Below are 21510 nucleotides of genomic sequence, written 5' to 3'. Positions count from 1 at the left end.
GCTCTGCCCCCGTCGCCCCTGGCGACTCCCCCGGAGGTATTTTGGGCCCAAAGAAACAAAGGCCGCGCGCCAGTCTTCTTTGGTTTTCGAAATACCCTCGGGGGTGAATGGGCCTTGGGCCCAGAGGGGGCAGCGCCCCCTGTCCCCCTATCCGCGCGCGCCCAGTCCCATCTGCATGAGCGAGGTCCGCACCGGCTTGAGTCCATAGAGCGCGTCCAGCCCCTTGGCGCGGATGTCGCGCAGCGGCTGCGCCGAGAGCTGAGAAATGCGGTTCAGCGCGGTGATCCCGGCAACGCGGGCGCGGATATCCGTGATGCGGGAGCGGTGGTAGGCGGACAGCATCTGCGCATCGCCCAGACCCTCGGGGCGGGCCTGTGCCAGGTCGCGCAGGGCGGCGAGATCCTTGAGGCTCATGTTCAGGCCCTGTGCGCCGATGGGGGGCACCACATGCGCCGCCTCGGCCACCAGTGCGAGGCGTTGGGACGATAGGCGTTCCGCCTCTTGCGCGATGATCGGCCAGATCGTGCGACGCGAGGCCAGTTCCAGCGGACCGAAGAGAAAGCACGACCGTTCCGACATTTCCGCCCGGAAAGTCGCGGGGTCCAGATCGAAGAGGCGCTGCGCCTTTGGGCCGTCCTCCATCCAGACCACGGCGGAACAGGGGCGGCCATCGAGGTCGGGCAGGGGAACCAGGGTGAAGGGGCCGCCGGTGCGGTGGATTTCCGTCGAGACGTTGCAATGCGGGATCGGATGCGTGACCGCGAAGGCCAGCGCCTTTTGCCCGAACCGCGTTGTCTTGACGCCGATGCCCGCCGCCTGGCGCATGGGCGATGCGCGTCCGTCCGCCGCCACCACCATCCGGCAGCGCACCTTGCTGCCGTCCGAAAGCGTCACGCGGGCCTCACCCTCGCGGGTGAAGAGCGCGGTCGTGCCGGTGCCGGGTCTGAAATCGACCTTGGCCAGTTCGCCCAGGCGGGCCGCCATTTCCCGTCGCAGCAGCCAGTTGGGCAGGTTCCAGCCAAAGGGGCGGTCCGAAAGGTCGGCGGCGTCGAAATCGCGGGTCACGCGCGGCTCGGCCACCGGGCCGCCCGCATCGACGATCCGCATGACCTGCAACGGCATGGCGTGATCCGCCAGCCGGGACCAGAGGCCGATTTCGTCGAGAAAGGCCTGGGCCGGTTGCAGGAAGGCCGTGGTGCGCAGGTCCGCACCTTCGGCCTCGCGCTCTGTCACCGGCGGGGTGGGGTCGACGCAGAGCGTCGAGAACCCGGCCGAGGCAAAGCCCGCAGCCGCGGTCAGACCCGCGATGCCGCCGCCCGAAATGACGATATCGTAATCCATCTTCACGACTCCTTTGCCGGGACCCTAGGGCGGGTGCGGGGGAATGTGTATCGGGATCGGTGTCGCGCGGGGCGCGGTTTGCGGTCGCGGGGTTACTTGCCGACGGAGATGAGGATCAGCACGACGTAGACCACCGGAACGAGGGCCAGGGCCGTCATCGCAAGCCCGGGAAGGCCGAAAAGCGCGGTCATCGCGGCGCCGGCGCCCACCAGCAAGGCGGCGATCAGGTAAGCCACCTGTTCCGGCGAGATCGCCTTGCGGGGCATGTCCTGGGCGGCGGCGGTTTCGGCACTCGACATATTCATATCTCCTGATCTATTCCAATGGTGGAGATAACACTTCGGTGCCTGCCGAACAGGTGCTTAATGTCGCATGCCACATGAAGCTTTTGTGGATCAATTCCCGGCCCGCCGTGGCGGCGCGCTATTTCAACCCGCGCAGGAACGCCACAAGGTCATCTGTGTGGTGGTGGATGTGGTCCGCCGGGGCCGCCTCGGGCGCGACATGAACCGTACGCATGCCCATCGCGTGCGGGGCGGCCAGGTTGCGCGGGTCGTCCTCGAACATCGCCGCTACTGCCGGGTCCAGCCCGTCGCGGGCAAAGATGCGCTCGAATGCCTCGGGCCGGGGCTTGGGCGTGTATCCTGCGTCTTCGACGCCATAGATCGCGTCAAAGGCGGCCTCCAGCCCGCGCGCCTTGAGCACCTGGGCGGCATAGGGGGCGCTGCCGTTCGTGTAGACAATGCGGCGGCCGGGCAGGGTGGCGATCAGCTCGGCAAGGTGCGGATCGGGCGTCAGCGCGTCGAAAGAGATGTCGTGCACGTCCACCAGGTAGTCCTCGGGGTCGACCTCGTGATGGGTCATCAGCCCGGCCAGGGTGGTCCCGTAGCGCGCCCAGTAGTCGCGGCGCAGCTGGGCGGCCTCGTCCCGGGCGGCGCCGGTCACGCGCATGACATAGCTGTTCATGCGCGCCTCGATCTGGTCGAAAAGGCGCACGGCAGGAGAGTAGAGCGTGTTGTCCAGGTCGAAGACCCAGGCCCGCACATGGGCAAATCTGTCCTTGGTCATGTCGAATGCCTACCTTTTGCTCGGTCGCGCGGCAATCCGCGCAGCTTGAACCTGCCATGCTGCTGGCGCTATCGTGGCGCGGTGGACGCAGGGAGGGTTCTATGAGCGAGGTCAAGCCGGCACAGAAAGATGCCTATACGATGATACTCGAAGCCATCGATTCAGGTATCTACAAGCCGGGAGACCGCCTGGTGGAAAGCGAGTTGGCAGAGCGTTTCGGCGTGTCGCGCACGCCGATCCGCGAAGCGTTGCAACGGCTGGAAACCCAGTCGCTCTTGGCGCGCGACGGGCGGTCGCTGATCGTGGCCTCGCTGGATCACAACCAGATGGCCGAACTTTACGCGGTACGTTCCGAGCTGGAGGGGCTGGCCGCGCGGCTGGCGGCAAGGCACGCCACCGAGGAAGAGGTGCGGGTGCTGCGCGACATGATCGAGGAGGATCGCGCGCTGCTGAACGACCCGGCGGCGATGGCGCGCGCCAACCGGCGGTTCCACCGGATGATCCACCTGGCTTCGCACAATCGCTACCTGGTGCAGCAACTGGACCTTGTCTATCGGTCGATGGCGCTGATGGCGACAACCTCGCTGGCAGCGAAGGGGCGGGGCGAGATCGCGCTGGGCGAACACCAGGCCATTGTCGATGCGGTTTCCAAGCGGGACGAGGATGCGGCCTACCGTGCGCTGCGCGACCATATCTCGACCGCGTTCATCACCCGCCTGAAACAGGACAATGCCGAGCACATGACGGTATGACCTCGGCCTCAGCCCTCGGGCGGCAGGTCCGATCCGGGGCGGTCCGGGGCCGAGCGGCCATGCTGGGTCTTGTCCCAGTAGAAGGGATTGCGCAGGGTTTCCCAAAGCGCCTTGTAGATCGCCAGTGTTCCCAGCGGGAAATAGGCGAAGAGCGTCGGCACCCAGGCAAAGAGCGCGCGGTGCGGGCTACGGGCCAGCGCGGCAAGGCCGATCAAGATCGACACCGCCTCGGCGCTGAGGAAGAGCGTCGTCAGACCCAGGATCAGGGGGCGCGAGAGGTGTGGGTCCAGCGGGTGCGGCAGCCCCATCAGGATCAGCCAGAAGGACCACAGAACCGGTGCAAGCGCGAATTGCACCAGTGTCGTCAGGAAAAGCAACTGCACCCCGACAAAGCGTTTCGGCCCGAGATCGCGCCATAGCCTGCGCGGGTTGCGGGTATGGACCCACCAGGTGATCCCGTAGCCCTTGAGCCAGCGAGACCGCTGCTTGATCCAGGGCCAGAAGCGGTTATTGGCCTCCTCGCGGGTGACGCTGGAAATCAGTTCGGTCCGAAACCCGTGCCGCGCAAGGCGCACGCCAAGGTCGGCGTCCTCGGTCACGTTATGCGCGTCCCAGCCGCAGACCTTTTCCAGAACCGCGCGGCGAAAGAACACCGTCGTTCCGCCCAGTGGCACGACAAAACCCAACCGGGACAGGCCGGGTAGCAGGATGCGGAACCAGCTGGCGTATTCGATGGTGAAACAGCGCGACAGCCAGTTGGCGCGCGGATTGTAGTAGTCGAGGATGCCCTGCAGGCAGCCGACATCGGGCGGGGCGCGGTAGAAATGGCCCACGACGCGGGTGATCTGGTCGGGCGCGGGCGCGTCTTCGGCATCGTAGATGCCGACGATCTGGCCGCGCGTGAACCGGTAGGCATAGTTCAGCGCCCGGGGCTTGGTCGTGATCCGGCCCGGCGGCACGGTGATCGTGCGCATCCAGGGCGGCAGACGGGTGCGGGACAGGGTTTCGCGGGTCAGCTGATCCTCTGCTTCCAGCACCAGAACGACATCCAGCAGGGCCTTGGGGTAGGAGAGCCGCGACAGGCGTTTGACCAGCGTCTGGGCAATGTCCTCTTCGCGAAAGAGCGGCACCAGGATCGAGACCAGCGGCGGGTCGGCGGGCAAGGTGGCATGGACCGGCGGAGCGCGCCGGGGCAGGGCGGCGAGGGCCGCCAGCTTCATCAGTTGCGCCAGCACCAGGGATCCCAGCGCCAGAAGCAGCGCGGCCCCGAACAGCAGGCGCGGCGCCAACAGCAGCAACACCAGGCAGAGGAGGCCCGCGCCAATCGCCAGCATCCGCGTGCGCGGGGTCATCCGGTTCAGGTCGCGGCAGCTGTCCTCGTCGGGGACCCATGTCTCGGCAGCCTCTGCCAGCCGGGCGCCGGCACGGGCCGAGATCTCGGCGTGAATGTCGGCCTCCAACGCCAGCGCCATGACGACGGGGCCGATGTCGGGCGGCAAGAGCGGCAGCAGGTCGGGGAAATCATCCGGTCGGGAGGTGGCCAGCAGCAGAGTGTCGCCCACGCGCATCCAGGGCAGGACCCCGTGCTCCAGGCAGAACTCCGGCGGCAGCCGGTCGATGACGGCGGGGTCGGGCGGGCTGTCGCGGCGGCGCAGGACCAGGGCGCCGAAATGCTGCGCCTGCGCCTCCAGCACCTCCTCGCGAGAGGCGATGGCCTCTGCCACGACGACTTGGGGCACCGATTGGCCGATGCGGCTGGCCTCGGCCATCGCGCCCAACATCTCGGTCGGTGCGACGCGACCCTCCTCCATCAGGATATGGCTGATGGGCTGGCCTCGTCGGGCCTTTGCCTGGGCCAGCTTGGCCTCGGCCAGATGCAGGCGGTGCTCTGACATGCCGCGTCCCGGTAAACTCGGTTACCGGAACCTTCACACGCCTTTGGTAAACGAATGCTTAACCAAAAAAGGCAGTTTGGCGGCAAACTGCCGCCAAACGATTAACAGACCGCGTTTTTTTCCGAAAAGCCGGTGCTCAGGCTGCGTCCATCGAGGCGGCGAAGCGCTCGAACAGGTAGAAACTGTCCTGCGGGCCGGGGCTTGCCTCGGGGTGATGCTGCACGCTGAACACCGGGCGATCGGCCAGGCGGATGCCACAGTTGGACCCGTCGAACAGCGAGATATGCGTTTCCAGCACCCCTTGCGGCAAGGTCTGGCTGTCGACGGCAAAGCCGTGGTTCATCGATGTGATCTCGACCTTGCCCGTATCCATGTCCTTGACGGGATGGTTCGCGCCGTGGTGGCCGTGGTTCATCTTGATCGTCTTGGCGCCCACCGCGAGGGCCAGCATCTGGTGCCCGAGGCAGATGCCGAAGACCGGCAAATTGGTGTCGGACAGCAGCCGCTGGATCATCGGCACCGCGTAGGCGCCGGTGGCCGCAGGGTCGCCGGGGCCGTTCGACAGGAAAACGCCGTCCGGCTCATGCGCCATGACGTCGTCGAAGGTGGCGGTGGCGGGCAGGACCGTGACCTCGCAACCGGCCGAGGCAAGGCAGCGCAGGATATTGCGCTTGGCGCCGTAATCCACGGCGACGACCTTGTGCCGTGCCTGGTCCTGCCGCTGGTAGCCTTCGGGCCAGGCCCAACGCATCTCGTCCCAGCGATAGCTTTGTGCGCAGGTCACATCCAGCGCCAGGTCCAGCCCTTCAAGCCCCGGGAAACCGCGCGCCGCGGCAACCAGCGCCTCGGTGTCGAAGTTGCCGTCGGGATCGTGGGCCAGCGCCACATGCGGCGCGCCTTGCTGACGGATGGCGCGGGTCAGGCGGCGGGTGTCGATGCCGCCGATGGCGATGCGTCCGCGTGCCGCCAGCCAGTCGCCCAGTTCCTGCGCCGCGCGCCAGTTCGAGCTTTGCGTCGGCATCCATTTCACGACCATGCCCGCCGCCACCGGGTCACCGGTCTCGTCATCGTCGGGGTTCACGCCGACGTTGCCGATATGTGGAAAGGTGAAGGTGACGATCTGGCCCGCGTAGGACGGATCGGTCATGATTTCCTGGTAGCCGGACATCGCGGTGTTGAAGCACAGCTCTGCCGTGGTCTGGCCGGTGGCGCCGAAGCCGGTGCCATAGAAAAGCGTCCCGTCGGCAAGGGCAAGGCAGGCGGTCGGGCGTGCGTGGGCAGCAGGCATGGCAGATCTCCGGGTGGCGGCAAATTGGCCGGAACCTAAGGCCGCCCGGGGCGCTGGTCAAGTGCTTGATGGAAAACAAAAGTCATTGATTATCAGATGGTTGGCGCAAAAATGCTGCGCTTGCAACAGGGGGCGTCCTGAAGTAGTGTCACAAATTCATGAACCGTGAGGGGATAAGGTCATGGAACTGCGTGCAAAGGTGAACGCGGCGGTCAAGCAGGCGATGAAGGACAAGGCGCAGGATCGCCTGTCGACGCTGCGCCTGATCAACGCCGCCATCAAGGATCGCGACATCGCCGTCCGCGGGGAAGGCAACGAGACCGGGGTCGATGACACCGAGGTGCTGGCCATCCTTGGCAAGATGGTCAAGCAGCGCCGCGAAAGCGCCAAAAGCTATGAAGAGGCGGGCCGGCTGGACCTGGCCGAACGCGAAACCGCCGAGATCGAGGTGATCGAGGAGTTCCTGCCGCGCGCATTGAACGACAAGGAGGTCGCCAAGGCGATCGACGCGGCAATGGCCGAGGTCGGCGCGGAATCGATCCGCGACATGGGCCGTGTCATGGGCGTGCTCAAGTCGAAATACACCGGCCAGATGGATTTCGGGTCTGTCGGCCCCCGGGTAAAGGACCGGCTGTCGGCCTGACCGAAGGCGGTCCGACGGAATCAAAAAGGGCCGCCTTTCGGGGCGGCCTTTTTTCTTGTCCGGGTCAGGCACGTCCCGGTCAGGCGGTTGCTTCGGCCGTGTCGTCGCCGATCTCTGGCACCGGGAAGCCATCGGCGATCAGCGCGAGTTCCGAGGGGTCGTCGATGCGGAAGCGTTCCACGAAGCGCGTCTTGAAGCTGACCCGCCCGCGCCGCGCGCCGAAATTCTCTCCGTGGTTCAGGACATAGAGGACCGCCGGTTGCGACAGTGGTGCCAGCGTGCGCCCGGCCAGCGCGGCAAGGTAAGGGAACATCCGGTGTTCGTGCTGTGTCATCGCCTGCAGGAAGGCGGTGCTTTGCTGCAGGTCCGGGTCATGGGCCAGTGCCGCGCAGGAACCGCAGAGCTTCCAGAAGGGCTTGCGCAGGGGCTGGCGTAGCGAAGGGCGGTCGGCCAGGGCGATAGTCCCGGTCGCATCGTCCATGACAAAGCCGGATTGCACCAGGTAGCCGCCCGGCGCCTGGCGGCGCAGCATCTCGCGCACGCTGCCCTGGCGCAGCAGGTCGTCGGCGTCGAAGCTCATGACATAGGCCGGCGGCAGGTCCATCTCGTCCAGGTGGGCGGTCAGCGCGGCCAGCTTCAGCCACTTGTCATTTCCCGGTTCCGGCGCCGAGAAAGGCAGGAAGGTGATGCGCGGATCGTCGGGCAGGGGCGGGCGTTCCTGGCAGCAGATCACCGCCTGCCAGTTGGGATCATCCTGCGCGATGAAACAGTCCAAGGTCGCCGAGAGCCTGTCGGCCACGGCCTCCCAGTCGCCGACATGGTCCGGGCCCACCAGCGGGATCAGGAAGACCACGCGCTTGCGCAGCGGCGGGACGCGGGCGGCCAGCGCATCGCGCAGGCGCAGGGCGGCGGCCTCGCTGGGGGCCGGGGTCAGCCGGTCGATCCAGGCTTCGCGGTTCAGGGCCACCGACAGCCGCATCGCGGCCCGGTGCCATTTCGGGGTAGCGGGGACCTGCGCCATGCTCTTGCCCTTCAGGGATTGGCCGCGCGGCGCACCGCGTCGGTCAGGTCGTTGAACAGGGAACGGCGTTCGTCCTCACTCAGGAAGGCGCCGATCTCGACCTCGCGGCCATTGCCCTTGAGCGTGACGTAGTAGGGCACCGGCCCTCCGGCCTCGTGGCAGGCGACCTTGACCCAGTAGGTGTTGCTTTCCCAGTCCTGGGTGTCGCCCTTGGGATTGGTGCGGGTCAGATGCGTGACCTCGGGCGTGACGGTCAGCACCTCCAGGATACGGCGGTCGCGCTGGTTGCGGCGCAGCGCGTAATAGAGCGCTCCCGTTGCCGCCAGCATGAAGGGCAGGAGGCCCCATAGCACCGCCGTCCCGATCACGCTGTAGAGAGGCACCGAGGCAAAGAGGAAAAAGCCCAGGATCATCGCGGCAAAGCCTTCGGCCGACAGGGAATTATGCGGCCAGAGCTGCAGGACCTGTGAAGCTTCGCGGGGGGGCGTTGTCCAGTGGTAAGGCATGGATCCGTCGGAAAATGGGCCCGGTCTCACCCCGGGTTGAATTCATCAGGCTGGATATACAGCAGAATTGTTGTGGGTCAAAGTCCGGGTTCCCGGGGAAATGCTAAGGTCGGTGTCGCAGACCCGGGAGGATGACAGGATGTGCGTCACGGAACAAAGGCATGACAGGCGGCATTGGGCTCGCGGGCTGGCCACAGGTGCCCTTGTGCTGGCCCTGGCAGGGGGCGCGGCCTGCGCGGATGTGGTCGATGCGCGACGCCAGATAGACGATCACGTCGCGCGTGCCTTTGCGCAGGGATGGGTGATGCCGGGGGTGCGCGACCTCGATCGCTATCACGGCGACGACCTGATGGAATTGCAGCAGGTGCTGGACATGACCGGGGGCGACGATTGCGCCAGGGCGGTGATGACGGCGCTCTACCTGGATGCCCATCTGCCGCCGGACATGGATGTCCTGTTCGACGATTACGCCATGTCCCTGCTGGCGATCTGGAAGATGCCGGACGAATGGGACCTGCTGTCACTCATGGCTTCCGGCTGGACCAAGGTTGTGCTGGACGGGGCGAACACCGGGCGCAAACTGGTGTTGACCCCGGATGCGATCCTGGAGGCGAACCGGCAGCGCGTGGCCCAGAACCGGGCCCGCTGGGTTCAGGAGATGGTGCAGCACGCGCTGATGAACGGCTGGGACGGGAACGTGGTGCAGCGCGCGCAGCAGATGCTGCGCGACAAGGCTGCCCGCAACGTGGCAGAGATCGAGGCCGAAATGATGCTCGCCGCGGAGGCGATGAAGGCGCCGCTGGCAGCACGCGATGCGGCCTATGCCGAAGCGGACCGGCAGTTTCGCAAGTCCTACGAGGAAATATTCGGTCCGCCGGACGTGCAGGGCGCGGTGCCCGAGCGTGACGTCGGCAACGATGAGCGGCTGCGCATCATCGAAAACGTCCGCGACGACGCCAGGGCCGTCGCGGATCGGGCCTTTGACGCGGCCCTGTCCAAGATAGAGGCGCGGCGCAACCGAGAGGTCGGCATCGACCTGCAGGAGGTGGCGCAGGCCCGGCTGCAGAGCCTTGCGCTGTCGCACTACGTCCTGCCGATCATCGAGGGGCGCTGCGCCGAGATTGCGCAGCGCATGAGCCTGGCCGATCCGGCTCCACAGCCGGTGCGGGACGATCCGGGCCCGGCCGCGCCGCAGGGCGGGCATTGGGCGATGGTCTCGCAGGGGGGGATGACGACCTTTACCGACAACAACAGCTGTTACGAGCCGAAAGGATCGGTCGGTGCCGGCAGCGGTCAGTTTTCCCACAGCAAGCCGCGCTGTGGCGATGCCTGGGACGCCTATGTCGTGACCTATACCTGGGCCGCGCCGCCCGCTTACCTCGTGCCGGGGCAGGAGGTGCCGCTCTCGGCCAGCGTGCAGGGGGACTATGCCGCCGGCTGGGGGCATGGCGGGCTGTTCTACTATTACGGCACAGAGGGCGAAAACTGTGCCAAGGGCTCTCGGGCCACGGTGGACATCGTCAAGGACCGCACCGACGGGTTCATCGGCACCGCCTACAACCAGGCGCCCTCTGCCGCGTGGAGCGGGACGTTCGCGCCGCCCGAGGGCGCGCGCTACAAGGATGGCCGTTTCCAGATGACGGTCACGCTGCAGCCGCTGGGCTGCTATCGTTACGTCTATGAATGGCGCGAGTGAGCGACACGCCTTGAAACAGGTTCCCGCGGGTCGCGGAGTCCTTTCGCGGGCCGCGGTCGCTCCGGGTCCGCGGGCGGGATATCGGGGTCAGCTTCCGACCGGCCCGCGTTTGAGACGAAGCCAGACCTGGTAGGCCGCAAGGCCAAGGAACCCGGCTATGCCGACGAAGCTGGTGATGCGGACCGCCTGTCTCATCTTGGCTGTGTGGTCGGCCATGCGGCGGGCGAAATCGTCCTGGATTTCCGCCGGGATATGGCTGAACGTCGGGGTGCCAAGACCATAGACGAGGTCGTGTTCCGTGAGCGTGTAAAGCGTGCCCAGCATCAACAGCGCGAGCGCATGTGGCATTCGCAATGCCTGCGTCTGAGCCAGCCCGACGTAGATCGCAGCGCCGCCCACCGTCAGCATGGCGTTGCGCATGAAGACCGGCTGGAGCACTTCAGGATCCTGCGGTTCGATCAGGCCGGCATCGACAACGATCCGGGGGGCCACCGGCGCCCCGATGACCACCAGAACCGCCAGGACCAGCGACACGCCCACCGTCCAGAACACAAGCACATGCGGCCAGCGACGCCGGGCCAGGGCGCATGGAATGATGGCAAGCGCGAATAGCAGGGCATAGTAGAAGATCATGACAGGCCCCTTTCATGTGAAAAGGCCCCGCGTTGGCGGGGCCTTTCTTGTCTTGGTCAAGCCCTAGCGCTTAATGCGCGTGGCCCTTGTCCCAGTCTTCCTGCTTCGGCAGCTGCTCGAAGGTGTGCTCCGGCGGCGGCGAGGGCAGGGTCCATTCCAGCGTGTCCGCGTACTCGTTCCAGGGGTTTGCCTGGTTGGCGCGGGCGCCACGGGTCAGGGCGTGGAACATGATCCCGAAGAACAGCAGGAACGATGCGAAGGACAGCAGCGCACCCCAGCTGGAGATGTAGTTCCAGGTGGCGAATGCCTCGGGGTAGTCGATGTACCGGCGCGGCATGCCCTGGCGACCCAGGAAGTGCTGCGGGAAGAAGGTCAGGTTCGCACCGATGAACATCATCCAGAAGTGGATCTTGCCCCAGAACTCGGAATACATCCGGCCGCTCATCTTCGGGAAGTAGAAGTAGACGCCCGCGAAGATCGCGAAGACGGCACCCAGGCTCATCACGTAGTGGAAGTGCGCCACGACGTAATAGGTGTCATGGTAGGCACGGTCGACGCCCGCCTGGCTCAGCACCACGCCGGTCACGCCGCCGACGGTGAAGAGGAACAGGAAGCCGAAGGCCCAGAGCATCGGGGTCTTCATCTCGATCGAGCCGCCCCACATGGTGGCGATCCAGCTGAACACCTTCACGCCCGTTGGCACCGCGATGACCATTGTGGCCAGCATGAAGTAGCTCTGCTGGGTCAGCGACATGCCGACGGTGTACATGTGGTGTGCCCAGACGACGAACCCCAGCGCGCCGATGGCGATGATCGCCCAGACCATCGGCAGGTAGCCGAAGATCGGCTTGCGCGAGAAGGTGGCGATGACGTGGCTGATGATGCCGAACCCGGGCACGATCACGATGTAGACCTCGGGGTGACCGAAGAACCACAGGATGTGCTGGTACAGGATCGGATCGCCGCCGCCGGCCGGATCGAAGAAGGTCGTGCCGAAGTTACGGTCCGTTAGCAGCATGGTGATCGCGCCGGCCAGAACGGGCAGCGACAGCAGGATCAGCCAGGAGGTGACGAAGATCGCCCAGGAGAACAGCGGCACCTTGAACAGGGTCATGCCCGGGGTCCGCATGTTCAGGAAGGTGGTGATCATGTTGATCGCGCCCAGGATCGACGACGCGCCCGAGACGTGGACGGCGAAGATCGCCAGGTCCATCGACATGCCGCCTTCGTTGACCGAGAGCGGCGGGTAAAGCACCCAGCCCACGCCGGAGCCCAGCTGGTTGTTGCCGCCCGGTGCGAAGACAGAGCAGACCGCCAGGGTGGACCCCGCGACATACAGCCAGAACGACAGGTTGTTCATCCGCGGGAACGCCATATCCGGCGCGCCGATCTGCAGCGGCATGAAGTAGTTGCCGAAACCGCCGAACAGTGCCGGAATGACCACGAAGAACATCATCAGGATGCCGTGACCGGTGATCAGCACGTTCCAGAGGTGGCCGTTGGGTGTACAGTTCTCGACCGCCGTCGGCAGGAAGCGCATGCCCTCCATGCACATGTACTGAACGCCCGGCGACATGAGTTCCATGCGCATGTAAACGGTGAAAACGACCGAAATGAGCCCGACGAACGCGGAGACGATCAGGTACAGAATCCCGATGTCCTTGTGGTTCGTCGACATGAACCAGCGGGTAAAGAACCCGCGGTTGTCTTCGTGCTCGTGGCCGTGAATGGCTGCATCTGCCATTGTTTGCCTCCTGCTGATCCCTAGGCGTCGCACAAGGGCGGGGAATCCACCCGCGCGCGACGTTCGTTTCACGTTTTAGAATGTGACCAATAGGGCGGCAATGGCCGGATTTGACGCAGATCAAATCTTTTTGTCGCACCTTGGTCACATGCGCGGGCGGTGTTTCGTCAGAAACCGAGGTCGCCTCCATGCGGACCGTTGTCCGCTTCCTGCAAGGCCCCTTCCCGATCACCCCTGGCAACCGCTGTCGAAGTGTCATGGTTTGCCAGAGTGACAGGCCGGGCGCTTGTGGTCCGGCTGCCGTCACGGGTTTGCCTGTTCCGCGACCTTTCCTCGGAGGGTCAGGTATTCCTTACGGTCAGGGTTTCCCGACTTTCGTCCGTCGGGGCCGCCAGCCTAATGTCCGGTCATCGAGAACATGAACATCCCGAGGGGAGGGATCACGATGGCCTACTACGACAGCAGCTTTGACGCCAACCGCACCACCCTGCGCCAGCGCATTGCGCGTCTGTTCGAGACCCCCTTCGACCGCCGTTACCGCCAGCGCACCGCCCGCATCGATGAACTGCGCATGCTATCGGATGCCGAGTTGTGCCGGCGCGGCATCGCCCGCGAGGACATCCTCTTTCACGTCTTTTCGGGCAAGGCCTGATCCGCCGACGTGACGCCGCGCGACGCGGCGACAAGGTTTCACTGACCAAATCCTTTTCCGGGCTTTCCGCCCATCCATTCTTTCCATGATTGTCTAAGGGGGCGTTGTGAGTGCGCCCCCTTTTTTCATGCCCGGCTCCCGCGACTGCCGTCTGTACCGGGCACGGGGTCCGGTATACCCGACGGTCCGGCATTCCCGACTTATGGGGCGGATGGCCACCCCCTAGATTGAACCCATCTGCCGCACACCGCATCACCCAAACGGGGGAATTCAAGATGGCCTATTTCGACAACAGCTTCGTTTCCAGCCGTGCCACCCTGCGCCAGCGCCTCGCGCGTGCCTTCGAGACACCCTTTGACCGCCGCTATCGCCAGCGCACCGCCCGCATCGACGCCTTGCGCGCGCTGTCGGATGCCGAACTGGCACAGCGGGGCATCGCCCGCGAAGACATCCTGTTCCACGTCTTTTCCGGCAAACCCTGAGACAGCCGGTCCGGGCCTGCTGCCGCTCCGGCCCTGACCGAGGAATGATTTGCAAGCACCTGAACATTTAAGACATCGGCGGGGGAAATTTGATCTGCCCCCGGGGGCGAGGACAGCAGTCCTTGCCCTTTTTCATGTCCGCGTCATGCCTGCAGGGGCCGCATGTCTCCCCCGGCCATTGCGTCCGCGACCTGGGCGGCCTACCTTCGGACCATCGGCAGAAGGAGAGATATGCGCAGCGCCCCAGTCTGAACCGCATCGGGCGGCTTGCCCCGGCACCAGACGTGCCGGACCTTTGTGCGTATCCAAAATTCTGTGGAGTTCTCATGAAGAACGAAACCTGCGTGATCCGGCCTTTCGACATGGCCACGGACATCGAATCCCTGTCGGCCATCTGGTTTGACGCGTCTCTCGCCGCGCATTCCTTTCTTGGCCGTGCGCGCCTTCTCGAACAGCGAAAGCTGATCGAGGATCTTTACCTGCCCTCATCCGAAACATGGGTTGCCTGTCGGCAGGAAACCCCGGTCGGGTTCATCAGCCTGTTGGACAGGTTCATAGGCGGTCTTTTTGTCAGCCCCGGTTACCACGGGCGGGGCATAGGCCGCCGCCTGGTTGACCGGGCACTGACGCTCAAGGGCTCGCTTTCACTGGATGTCTATACGCGCAACGATCAGGCCTGTGCCTTTTACGCGGCGCTGGGATTCCGGGAAATGTCCAGGCGGCCGACGGACGACCAAGGGCTGCCTTTCGAAATTGCGCATTTGCAGCTGAACCCGTGAAGGACCGGTCGGGCGGCAGATTGCTGCCCGGCCGTGTCTTTCGGATCAGGCCGTATCTTTGGCGGGCTCGGCCATGACCGCGTCGAACTGCGTCCTCAGCGCCACGTCCAGGTCGTCCATCGCCACCGGCAGACCGAGATCCACCAGGCTCGTCACGCCGAAATCACTGATGCCGCAGGGCACGATGCCTTCGAAATGCTCCAACTCCGGTTCCACGTTGATCGAGATGCCGTGAAAGCTGACCCAGCGGCGCAGGCGGATGCCGATGGCGGCGATCTTGTCTTCTGCCATGCGCCCGTCCGCCAGCGGCGGCTTCTCGGGGCGTTCGATCCAGACACCGACGCGGCCCTTGCGGATATGTCCGACAAGGTTGAATTCCGCCAGCGTGGCGATCACCCAAGCCTCGAGGTCCTGCACGAAGCGGCGGATGTCGCGGCCCCGCTTGTTGAGGTCCAGCATGACATAGACGACGCGCTGGCCGGGGCCGTGATAGGTATATTGCCCGCCGCGCTTGGAGGTGTAGACCGGAAAGCGGTCAGGGTCTTTCAGATCCTCCACCCTGGCCGAGGTGCCAGCGGTATAAAGGGGCGGGTGCTCAAGCAGCCAGATGCACTCGTCCGCGCGCCCTTCGGCGATGGCGCCGGCGCGGTCTTCCATGAAGGCAAGCGCCTCTTCGTAGGGCACCAGTCCGTCGCTGATCTTCCATTCCATGCCTGTCACCGGGGCCAGAGCCCCGCCTCCCTGATCCTGGGCAGATCCGCCCGGTCTCCTGCGCGGTGCCTTCCAGATCCCTGGCCGCCCGATGCAACCTCTGGACCTGGTCGGCCGACGTGCTGTGCGCTGCGAAGATCCTGTCCGAGTGTGGCCTCGACGGCCGTTCAAATCCCCGCGCTTTGCGGAGGATCACATAATGACATTCCGTGCAAGGCGCCACCAGCGGGCGACCGCAACAGGCCGGGCAGGGAGAGTTTGTGTGTGGAGCGGGATTTTGTCGTTTTTCCTCTTCACATCGTCCCCGCGCTTCGCTAGAGACCCTCCCACCAAGTCAGGACAGTGCGGTCGTGGCGGAATTGGTAGACGCGCAGCGTTGAGGTCGCTGTGGGGTAACTCCCGTGGAAGTTCGAGTCTTCTCGACCGCACCATTTCACTCCGGAAAATGCAGATGTTTCGTGCCGGCGCCAAGGGCGCCCTGGCGCCGTTTGGTCTGTCCATCTCCACGGTGCTGGCGGCGGCGGGGTTTGCTTCCTGGTCACCGTGGCCGTCGTCTTCGTCTCGCTTTATGGCGGGATCGCCACCACGATCGAGACCGCCGCCATCGGCGCCTTATCGGCCTTCACCTAAATCACCCTGAGCGGGCGCATGACGGTGGAGGGTTTCAAGAACGCGTTGCTGTGGTCGATCCGCGTGTCCACGATGAGTTTCTGATCGTCATGGGGGCGCCGGTCTTTGGCTATACCCTGACCATCAGCCGCGCGCCCGACCAGTTGCTGCAGTGGAGCGGCGGCAGCGGGCTGGAGAACTGGCAGATCCTCTCGATGATCCTGCTGCTCTACCTGGCGCTGACCTTCCCGGTCGTGTCGGAGCTGGGCTATGATCCGATCTGGTTCGGCGTTGTCGTGGTCAAGCTGGTCGAGATCGGGCTGATCAGCCCGCCGATGGGGCTGAACGTCTTTGTCGTCTCGGCCACCACCGGTGTGCCCGTGGCGCAGGTGTTTCGAGGCACGGGCTATCTGCTGATTTTCGAAATCATCACGCTGGTCATCATCGTGGCCTTCCCGGCGCTGACGCTCTGGCTGCCAAGCCAGATGTAGCGATGAATCGGACAACAAGACGCGGCTCGGACCGCGCGATCCAAGAAAGAGGAGAAACATGGCAAGGGTAGGCGGGAAAGTCGCCATCGTGACGGGCGCCGCCGCGGGCAGGAGGCGGCGGATGCCTGCCGCCTCGGCGCCGAGAGTGCGGGTGTCATCGTCACCGACATCTCGGAAGAGGCGGCCCTTGGCAGCCCGGACCGTCCCATGTCGCCCCGGGCGACAGAGGCCAAGTTCCGCGATGCCATGCAGGACTGGCCCGAAGACCGGGTTGCGGCCTTCCTGCAGGTGTTGCGAGAGGTCGACAGCCGGCCTGATGCCCTGGCCGAAATCTCGCGACTTATGGTGCGGTAAGGCGCGATGCGTGACGTGCGACGGACACCGGAGCTTCTTTGATCCGGGCGCCCCGCATAGTGGTCGACATGTTCCGTTCGACGCGGTACGTGTTCTTGAAATGAGACAGACCGAACGCCCGAAGCTGCCAATTTGCAGGCGGTTTGCACGGGCGGGAACAGACATGAGGGTGTGTCATGCCGAAACGTGACTCTGCAAAGACCTCCAAAAGCGTGGCGGCCGACAGTCTTGTGCCGGAGGCGATGGAAAAGGACGCCAAGTTCGTCTCGACCATCGGCCGGGCATTCGAGATCCTGCGCGCCTTCAAGCCCGGCGGCGGCCCCTTGGGCAACGCGGAACTGTCGGCGGCGACGCAGATCCCCAAGGCGACCGTGTCGCGCCTGACGCATACGCTGACCGCGCTGGGCTATCTCAACCACATCGAGTCCTCGGGCAAGTATGAACCCAGCGCCTCGATCCTGGCGCTGGGCTATTGCGTGCTGACCAACACCCGCATCCGCCAGCTTGCGCGGGACGACATGCAGCTTCTGGCCAATCATGCCGGGGCCACTGTCGGCCTGGCCAGCCGCGACCGGCTGTCGATGATCTATGTCTCGATGGTCAACGGCTCGCCCCTTCGGACCATGCGCCACGATGTCGGCACGCGGGTCGAGATCGAGACCTCGGCCATCGGGCGCGCCTTCCTGGCCGGGATTGCAGATGAGGAACGCGCCTTTTTCTACCAGCATTTCGAACGTCGCCACGGCGATGCCTGGCCGGACCTGAAGGCCCGGATCGAGGAGAGCCTGGCCCAGGTGCGCGAGCGGGGCTTCTGTTTCGTCGACGGCGAATGGCAAAAGGACACGCGGGCGGTGGCTGCTCCGATCGTATCGCCGGACTCCAGTACCGTGATGGCGATCAACTGCGTGGCGCCCTCGTTCCAGATCGACGCCGAGGTGTTTGAAAAGGACATCGGTCCACGCCTTGCGCACATGTGCACGGGTCTGACGCCGATGATGGGCGCCTGACGCGCCTGCCTTTCCCTCGCCCCCTGGAATGGGGGGCGGCCTGCCCGTTCTTCCGGCGGGCCTTTTTCATTTGCGGGTGTGCCGAATCGTGTCTCCGGCCCCGCTGTTCCGGCGTGGGGCGGCCCGGGATCGGTGAAAAGAGGGCGAGGCATCGGAATCTGAGAGCCAGCTATGGCCTGTTGATAAAGAACATCATGGGTGTTGTGTGGTGCATTTCACTTACTGGAGCTTCAGAGCAGAAAACTGGTCTGTATGTTCCGGCCAGGGCTTGATCTTCTGTATGGATGAGGCACACATGCCCGATTATTCGATGGCCGACGATGCGCTTGCCGAATTGCCGACCGTCTTTGCGCCGGAGCCGTTCAAGGGGCAGGTTGTCCTGATGTCGGGGGGAGGCACCGGGATCGGCAAGGCGACCGCCGCGCTCTATGCCCGGCTGGGCGCCGATCTGGCGATCTGTGGCCGTGATGGTGACCGGCTGTAGGAGGCGGTGACCTTCTTGCGCCGCTTTGGCACCAAGGTCACATCCCATGCCATGTCGATCCGTGATCCCGAACAGGTCGACAAGTTGTTCGACGATGTCTACGCCGCGTGTGGCAAGCTGGACATCCTGGTCAACAACGCGGGTGGTCAGTTCGCACAGCCGACGCTGGACATTTCGCCCAAGGGCTGGCGCGCGGTTGTCGACATCAACCTGAACGGCACCTTCCACATGATGCAGGCCGCCGCCCGCCGTTGGCGCGAAACAGGCGGGCCGGGGTACATCGTCGACATCGTCGCGGTTGTCTGGCGCGGGCTGCCGCAGGTGTTGCATACCTGTGCGGCGAGGGCGGGGCAGATCTACCTGTCCAAGACGGTCGCCACCGAATGGGCGCCCTACAAGATCCGCGTCAACTGTGTCGCGCCCGGCACGATCGCCACGGATGCCTTCAACTACGACTCGTCCCAGGGCCAGGCCAGCTTTTACCAGGCCAACCCGATGAAGAGGGCGGGCGACGCGCAGGACATCGCGGAGTCGATCCTCTAACTCACGGCGCCCTCGGGGAAATACATCGATGGCGAGGTGATCGTCGTTGACGGCGGGCAGCAGAACTGGGGCGATCCCTGGTTTGCCGGACGCCCGGAGTACTTCGAATTCGACTACGAGTCCGCCCGGGACCAGGACCCGAGCTGACCGCCACGACACGCTAGACAGAGGAGGAAATGGCGGTGCCCATAGACCCGACGGTAATCCCTGAAACGATTGCGAAATACCGCGCGGCGGGTGCCTGGAGCGACCAGTCGCTTCTGACCGCCTTCACGGCGGCAGTGAAACCCACGCCGGAGAAGACCGCGACGGTCGACCCGGACGGCAGCCGGCGCAGCTATGCCGAGGTCGAGCGCGCTGGCCGGCAGCCTGTCGGCCCGGGGCGTAAGCGCCGGCGACGTGATCTCGGTCCAACTGCCCAACTGCGGCGAACTGTTGATCGTGCACATCGCCGCGCTCAAGCTGGGGGCGGTGGCGAACCCGCTGCTGACCAACTACCGCGCCAAGGAACTGTCCTAAATCCTGGGGTTTGCCGGGACCATGGCGGTCATCATTCCCGACCAGTACCGCTGTCACGACTATGTCGAGATGTTCGAGGGCCTGCGCGCGGATTTGCCCGCGCTGGAGGTGATCGCGGTCGTCGGCGATACACGTGGCCCGGCAGAGAGCATGGTGGCCCTTTCCGACCTGCACGGCAGCGATGTGTCGGCACCGCCCGACGACTGCAACGCGGAGACCCTGCTGGCCTTCACCTCGGGGACCGAGTCAAAGCCCAAGGGCGTGGTGCACAGCGAAAACACCATGCTGTATGGCACCCATGCCATGCGCGACCTGATCGGACTGACCTCGGATGACGTGATCTGGGGGCCGCCGCCGCTCAGCCACGGCACCGGCTTTCAGTGGGGGCTGCGCATGGCGGTGACGCTGGGCGCGACGCTGGTCAACCAGAACATCTGGGACCCGTCGAGGCGATCCGCATGACCTGTCGAGTTTCCGCATCTTCGACTGCGCCGGTGCGGCGATCCCGGAAAACTGGGCCAGAGCTTCTGCGAAAAAACCGGCTGCATGCTGATCGGCATGTGGCGCTGGGGTACTTCAACGATCCCGAACGCACGAGCGAGACGTTCCGCGAGGACGGCTGGCTGTTCTCGGGCGACCTGGCGACCATCGACGAGCTGGGATATGTCAAGCTGATCGGCCGCAAGAAAGAGATCGTCAACCGCGGCGGGCTCAAGATCAGCGTGCGCGAGGTCGAGGAAATGCTGCTGGCGCATGGGGCCTTCAGCATGGTGGCGCTGGTGGCCGTTCCGGATTCCCGCCTGCGCGAAAAGGGATGTCTGTTTGTCTGGCGCCCGGGCCAATCCAGTTCGCTGGCCGACGTGGTGGGCTTTCTCGAATCCCGGGGTGTGGCGAAATACAAGCTGTCGGAATTCCCGATGACCGCCAGCGGCAAGATCCAGAAGTTCCAGCTGCGCGACGAATTCCTTGCCGGCAAACACGCGGATGCGACCGATGGCCGGTCCGCCGTCCCCAAGTTCCAGAAACAGGAGTCCCGACATGCGGATCGGTTTGCTTGTCCCGTCGTCCAATTCCACCCAGGAGCCGGAGTTCTACACCTCGCTGCCAGAAGGCTGCAGCCTGCATGTGACGCGCCTGACGCTGGAGAACATCGAGGAAAACTCGACCCTGCGCATCGTCGAGGAAATCGAGGAAGGCGCCCGCAAGCTGAGCCATGCGGTCAACGCCCGCAGCGCCATGTTCATCGAGGACAACGGCTTTGAGGTGCTGGACCAGAAGGCCATCGGCATCGTGGCAAACCGCGAGGTGGGCCGCCTGGACGCCTCTACCGCGCTGGACCTGGGCGCCGAGATCGACCGCCCCGACGCGGATTCGATCATGCAGGCCTGCGGCAACTGGAAGACCTTTCCGATCAACGAAGAGCTGGAAGCCAGGACCGGCACGCCGGTGTTGACCACCAACCAGGTCAGCCTCTGGGATGTCGCCAGGACGCTTGGCCTGCCGCCGGTGAGCGGCCTGGGCCGGTCGCTGGCGGGCAAGACCCCGGCCTGAGACGGACAAGGGGCGCCCGGATGGGTCCGGGCGCCCGACTGACAAGAGGAAGTGAACATGCGCGACGCAGTCATCTGTGAACCGATCCGGACGCCTGCGGGTGGCTACGGGGGCACCCTGCGCGACCTGCTGGCTGCGCTGGGCCTGTCCAGGGTCAGCGTCATCACGCCCTCCGGCGCGGGGCAGGTCCTGGGGCTTGAGGACATCGGCACCGCGGCCCGGCGGCGGGATCAGCATGTCTGAGGTGCTGTCGATCAAGGACTTCCGGCGCGCGCAGGGGATGCGCGCCATCGGCTCTGCCATCGTGACAGCGGAAACAGAGGACGGCCCGGAGGGATTCCTTGCCCTCTCCGCCACGCATCTGACCGCCAGCCCGCCGATCATGAGCGTGGCCGTGATGCCGACGACCTCGGCGCTGGGGGTGATCCGCAAGGCTGGCGCTTTCGCGATCAACTACCTGGCAGAGCAGGGCGGGCAGGCCATTCTAGACCGTTTCGCGGGGGGGCGACGCCCCCAAAGGCGCGGCCCGGTTCGACGGGTTGGAGCTGGGCCGCATGGCGACCGGCGCGCCGATCCTGCCGGGCAACCTGGGCGCGATAGACTGCCGCCTGGAACAGGAGCAGGTGGCCTTTGGCACCTTGCTGCTGTTCGGCCGGATCGAGGCCGTGACCCAGGACACCGCGCAACGGCCTCTGGTGCATTTCTCCGGCGGGACGAGCACGTTGAGCAAGACCTGACAAA

General features: G+C 65.1%; 24 protein-coding genes, 1 tRNA gene and 3 pseudogenes. 17 read left to right on the top strand and 11 right to left on the bottom strand.

Features of this window, described 5'->3' with window-relative positions:
- Positions 1–147: 147 nt before the first annotated feature.
- The 3 genes from G9Q80_RS19005 to G9Q80_RS18995 all read right to left on the bottom strand — a co-directional run bounded on the left by G9Q80_RS19005 (position 148) and on the right by G9Q80_RS18995 (position 2409).
- Positions 148–1341, bottom strand: a complete 1194-nt coding sequence (locus G9Q80_RS19005) for a UbiH/UbiF family hydroxylase (RefSeq protein WP_088715854.1) — start codon at positions 1339–1341, stop codon at positions 148–150.
- A 92-nt stretch (positions 1342–1433) separates the two neighbouring features.
- On the bottom strand, positions 1434–1640 hold the full coding sequence (locus G9Q80_RS19000) for a hypothetical protein (protein ID WP_043144320.1): 207 nt from the start codon (positions 1638–1640) through the stop codon (positions 1434–1436).
- A gap of 124 nt (positions 1641–1764) precedes the next feature.
- A complete protein-coding gene (locus G9Q80_RS18995) occupies positions 1765–2409 on the bottom strand; it encodes a pyrimidine 5'-nucleotidase (RefSeq protein ID WP_088715855.1) in 645 nt (214 codons plus the stop codon).
- A gap of 101 nt (positions 2410–2510) precedes the next feature.
- Between G9Q80_RS18995 and G9Q80_RS18990 the strand changes: the two genes are divergently transcribed.
- Positions 2511–3161 carry a GntR family transcriptional regulator gene (locus G9Q80_RS18990; protein WP_043144324.1) on the top strand — a complete coding sequence of 217 codons (651 nt, stop codon included), beginning with the start codon at positions 2511–2513 and terminating at the stop codon, positions 3159–3161.
- 8 nt (positions 3162–3169) lie between these two features.
- On the opposite strand, the gene G9Q80_RS18985 is transcribed toward G9Q80_RS18990, so the two are convergent.
- On the bottom strand, positions 3170–5056 hold the full coding sequence (locus tag G9Q80_RS18985; protein ID WP_232788241.1) for a glycosyltransferase: 1887 nt from the start codon (positions 5054–5056) through the stop codon (positions 3170–3172).
- Between the two features lie 136 nt (positions 5057–5192).
- Complete coding sequence (gene carA / locus G9Q80_RS18980; RefSeq protein WP_088715856.1) at positions 5193–6344, bottom strand: glutamine-hydrolyzing carbamoyl-phosphate synthase small subunit; 1152 nt, start codon at positions 6342–6344, stop codon at positions 5193–5195.
- 181 nt (positions 6345–6525) lie between these two features.
- On the opposite strand from carA, the gene G9Q80_RS18975 reads away from it, so the two are divergent.
- Entirely contained in the window at positions 6526–6987 is a 462-nt protein-coding gene (locus G9Q80_RS18975; protein WP_043144328.1) for a GatB/YqeY domain-containing protein, read from the top strand.
- A gap of 79 nt (positions 6988–7066) precedes the next feature.
- Here the strand turns inward: G9Q80_RS18975 and G9Q80_RS18970 are convergent, their stop codons facing one another.
- Both G9Q80_RS18970 and G9Q80_RS18965 read right to left on the bottom strand, forming a co-directional pair.
- Positions 7067–8008: a hypothetical protein gene (locus G9Q80_RS18970; protein ID WP_069210179.1), complete on the bottom strand. Its 942-nt coding sequence runs from the start codon at positions 8006–8008 to the stop codon at positions 7067–7069.
- Between the two features lie 11 nt (positions 8009–8019).
- Positions 8020–8514 (bottom strand): DUF2244 domain-containing protein, encoded by a 495-nt coding sequence (locus G9Q80_RS18965; protein ID WP_088715857.1) that lies wholly within the window; start codon positions 8512–8514, stop codon positions 8020–8022.
- Positions 8515–8653: 139 nt separating this feature from the next.
- Here G9Q80_RS18965 and G9Q80_RS18960 point away from each other — a divergent pair, with 139 nt between their 5' ends.
- On the top strand, positions 8654–10210 hold the full coding sequence (locus tag G9Q80_RS18960) for a hypothetical protein (RefSeq protein ID WP_088715858.1): 1557 nt from the start codon (positions 8654–8656) through the stop codon (positions 10208–10210).
- Positions 10211–10297: 87 nt separating this feature from the next.
- Here G9Q80_RS18960 and G9Q80_RS18955 read toward each other — a convergent pair whose 3' ends face one another.
- Together G9Q80_RS18955 and ctaD are read right to left on the bottom strand one after the other, a co-directional pair.
- Positions 10298–10843 (bottom strand): hypothetical protein, encoded by a 546-nt coding sequence (locus G9Q80_RS18955; RefSeq protein WP_088715859.1) that lies wholly within the window; start codon positions 10841–10843, stop codon positions 10298–10300.
- Between the two features lie 70 nt (positions 10844–10913).
- Positions 10914–12587 (bottom strand): cytochrome c oxidase subunit I, encoded by a 1674-nt coding sequence (gene ctaD, locus G9Q80_RS18950; protein WP_043144332.1) that lies wholly within the window; start codon positions 12585–12587, stop codon positions 10914–10916.
- Between the two features lie 445 nt (positions 12588–13032).
- On the opposite strand from ctaD, the gene G9Q80_RS18945 reads away from it, so the two are divergent.
- The 3 genes from G9Q80_RS18945 (at position 13033) to G9Q80_RS18935 (ending at position 14500) form a co-directional block, all read left to right on the top strand.
- On the top strand, positions 13033–13239 hold the full coding sequence (locus G9Q80_RS18945) for a hypothetical protein (RefSeq protein ID WP_088715860.1): 207 nt from the start codon (positions 13033–13035) through the stop codon (positions 13237–13239).
- A 275-nt stretch (positions 13240–13514) separates the two neighbouring features.
- On the top strand, positions 13515–13721 hold the full coding sequence (locus G9Q80_RS18940; RefSeq protein ID WP_043144334.1) for a hypothetical protein: 207 nt from the start codon (positions 13515–13517) through the stop codon (positions 13719–13721).
- Between the two features lie 326 nt (positions 13722–14047).
- Positions 14048–14500, top strand: coding sequence for a GNAT family N-acetyltransferase (locus G9Q80_RS18935; RefSeq protein WP_069210174.1), 453 nt, complete (start codon positions 14048–14050; stop codon positions 14498–14500).
- 45 nt (positions 14501–14545) lie between these two features.
- Here G9Q80_RS18935 and lipB read toward each other — a convergent pair whose 3' ends face one another.
- Positions 14546–15211 carry a lipoyl(octanoyl) transferase LipB gene (lipB, locus tag G9Q80_RS18930; protein ID WP_088715861.1) on the bottom strand — a complete coding sequence of 222 codons (666 nt, stop codon included), beginning with the start codon at positions 15209–15211 and terminating at the stop codon, positions 14546–14548.
- Between the two features lie 344 nt (positions 15212–15555).
- On the opposite strand from lipB, the gene G9Q80_RS18925 reads away from it, so the two are divergent.
- From G9Q80_RS18925 to G9Q80_RS18895, 7 genes and pseudogenes are all read left to right on the top strand, one after another.
- A tRNA-Leu gene (locus G9Q80_RS18925) sits at positions 15556–15642 on the top strand.
- Positions 15643–15891: 249 nt separating this feature from the next.
- Positions 15892–16311 (top strand): TRAP transporter large permease subunit, encoded by a 420-nt coding sequence (locus G9Q80_RS18920; RefSeq protein WP_088715862.1) that lies wholly within the window; start codon positions 15892–15894, stop codon positions 16309–16311.
- A gap of 207 nt (positions 16312–16518) precedes the next feature.
- A complete protein-coding gene (locus G9Q80_RS18915; protein ID WP_157903853.1) occupies positions 16519–16665 on the top strand; it encodes a hypothetical protein in 147 nt (48 codons plus the stop codon).
- Positions 16666–16841: 176 nt separating this feature from the next.
- Entirely contained in the window at positions 16842–17672 is an 831-nt protein-coding gene (locus tag G9Q80_RS18910; protein WP_088670387.1) for an IclR family transcriptional regulator, read from the top strand.
- Positions 17673–17967: 295 nt separating this feature from the next.
- Entirely contained in the window at positions 17968–18156 is a 189-nt protein-coding gene (locus G9Q80_RS28270) for a hypothetical protein (protein WP_232788242.1), read from the top strand.
- A 6-nt stretch (positions 18157–18162) separates the two neighbouring features.
- Positions 18163–18699 (top strand): SDR family oxidoreductase, encoded by a 537-nt coding sequence (locus tag G9Q80_RS28265; RefSeq protein ID WP_232788243.1) that lies wholly within the window; start codon positions 18163–18165, stop codon positions 18697–18699.
- Positions 18700–19038: 339 nt separating this feature from the next.
- Positions 19039–19680: pseudogene (locus G9Q80_RS18895) on the top strand (AMP-binding protein).
- Here the strand turns inward: G9Q80_RS18895 and G9Q80_RS27925 are convergent.
- Positions 19596–20258, bottom strand: coding sequence for a hypothetical protein (locus G9Q80_RS27925; RefSeq protein ID WP_198549998.1), 663 nt, complete (start codon positions 20256–20258; stop codon positions 19596–19598). The pseudogene G9Q80_RS18895 and the gene G9Q80_RS27925 overlap by 85 nt on opposite strands.
- Here G9Q80_RS27925 and G9Q80_RS18885 point away from each other — a divergent pair.
- The 4 genes and pseudogenes from G9Q80_RS18885 to G9Q80_RS28490 form a co-directional block, all read left to right on the top strand.
- Positions 20257–20769, top strand: a complete 513-nt coding sequence (locus tag G9Q80_RS18885; protein ID WP_232788244.1) for a maleate cis-trans isomerase family protein — start codon at positions 20257–20259, stop codon at positions 20767–20769. The genes G9Q80_RS27925 and G9Q80_RS18885 overlap by 2 nt on opposite strands.
- Before the next feature lie 57 nt (positions 20770–20826).
- Positions 20827–21012 carry a hypothetical protein gene (locus G9Q80_RS18880; RefSeq protein ID WP_088715867.1) on the top strand — a complete coding sequence of 62 codons (186 nt, stop codon included), beginning with the start codon at positions 20827–20829 and terminating at the stop codon, positions 21010–21012.
- A pseudogene (locus tag G9Q80_RS28775) lies at positions 21005–21265 on the top strand (flavin reductase); the annotation flags it as partial. The gene G9Q80_RS18880 and the pseudogene G9Q80_RS28775, both read left to right, overlap by 8 nt.
- A gap of 28 nt (positions 21266–21293) precedes the next feature.
- Positions 21294–21506: pseudogene (locus G9Q80_RS28490) on the top strand (flavin reductase family protein); the annotation flags it as partial.
- Between the last annotated feature and the right edge of the window lie 4 nt (positions 21507–21510).

The sequence above is a fragment of the Mameliella sp. LZ-28 genome, assembly GCF_012274245.1.
Lineage (GTDB): Bacteria > Pseudomonadota > Alphaproteobacteria > Rhodobacterales > Rhodobacteraceae > Antarctobacter > Antarctobacter albus.
The sequence above is the reverse complement of the archived record's forward strand: the minus strand, read 5'-3'. Positions and strand labels throughout refer to the sequence as shown.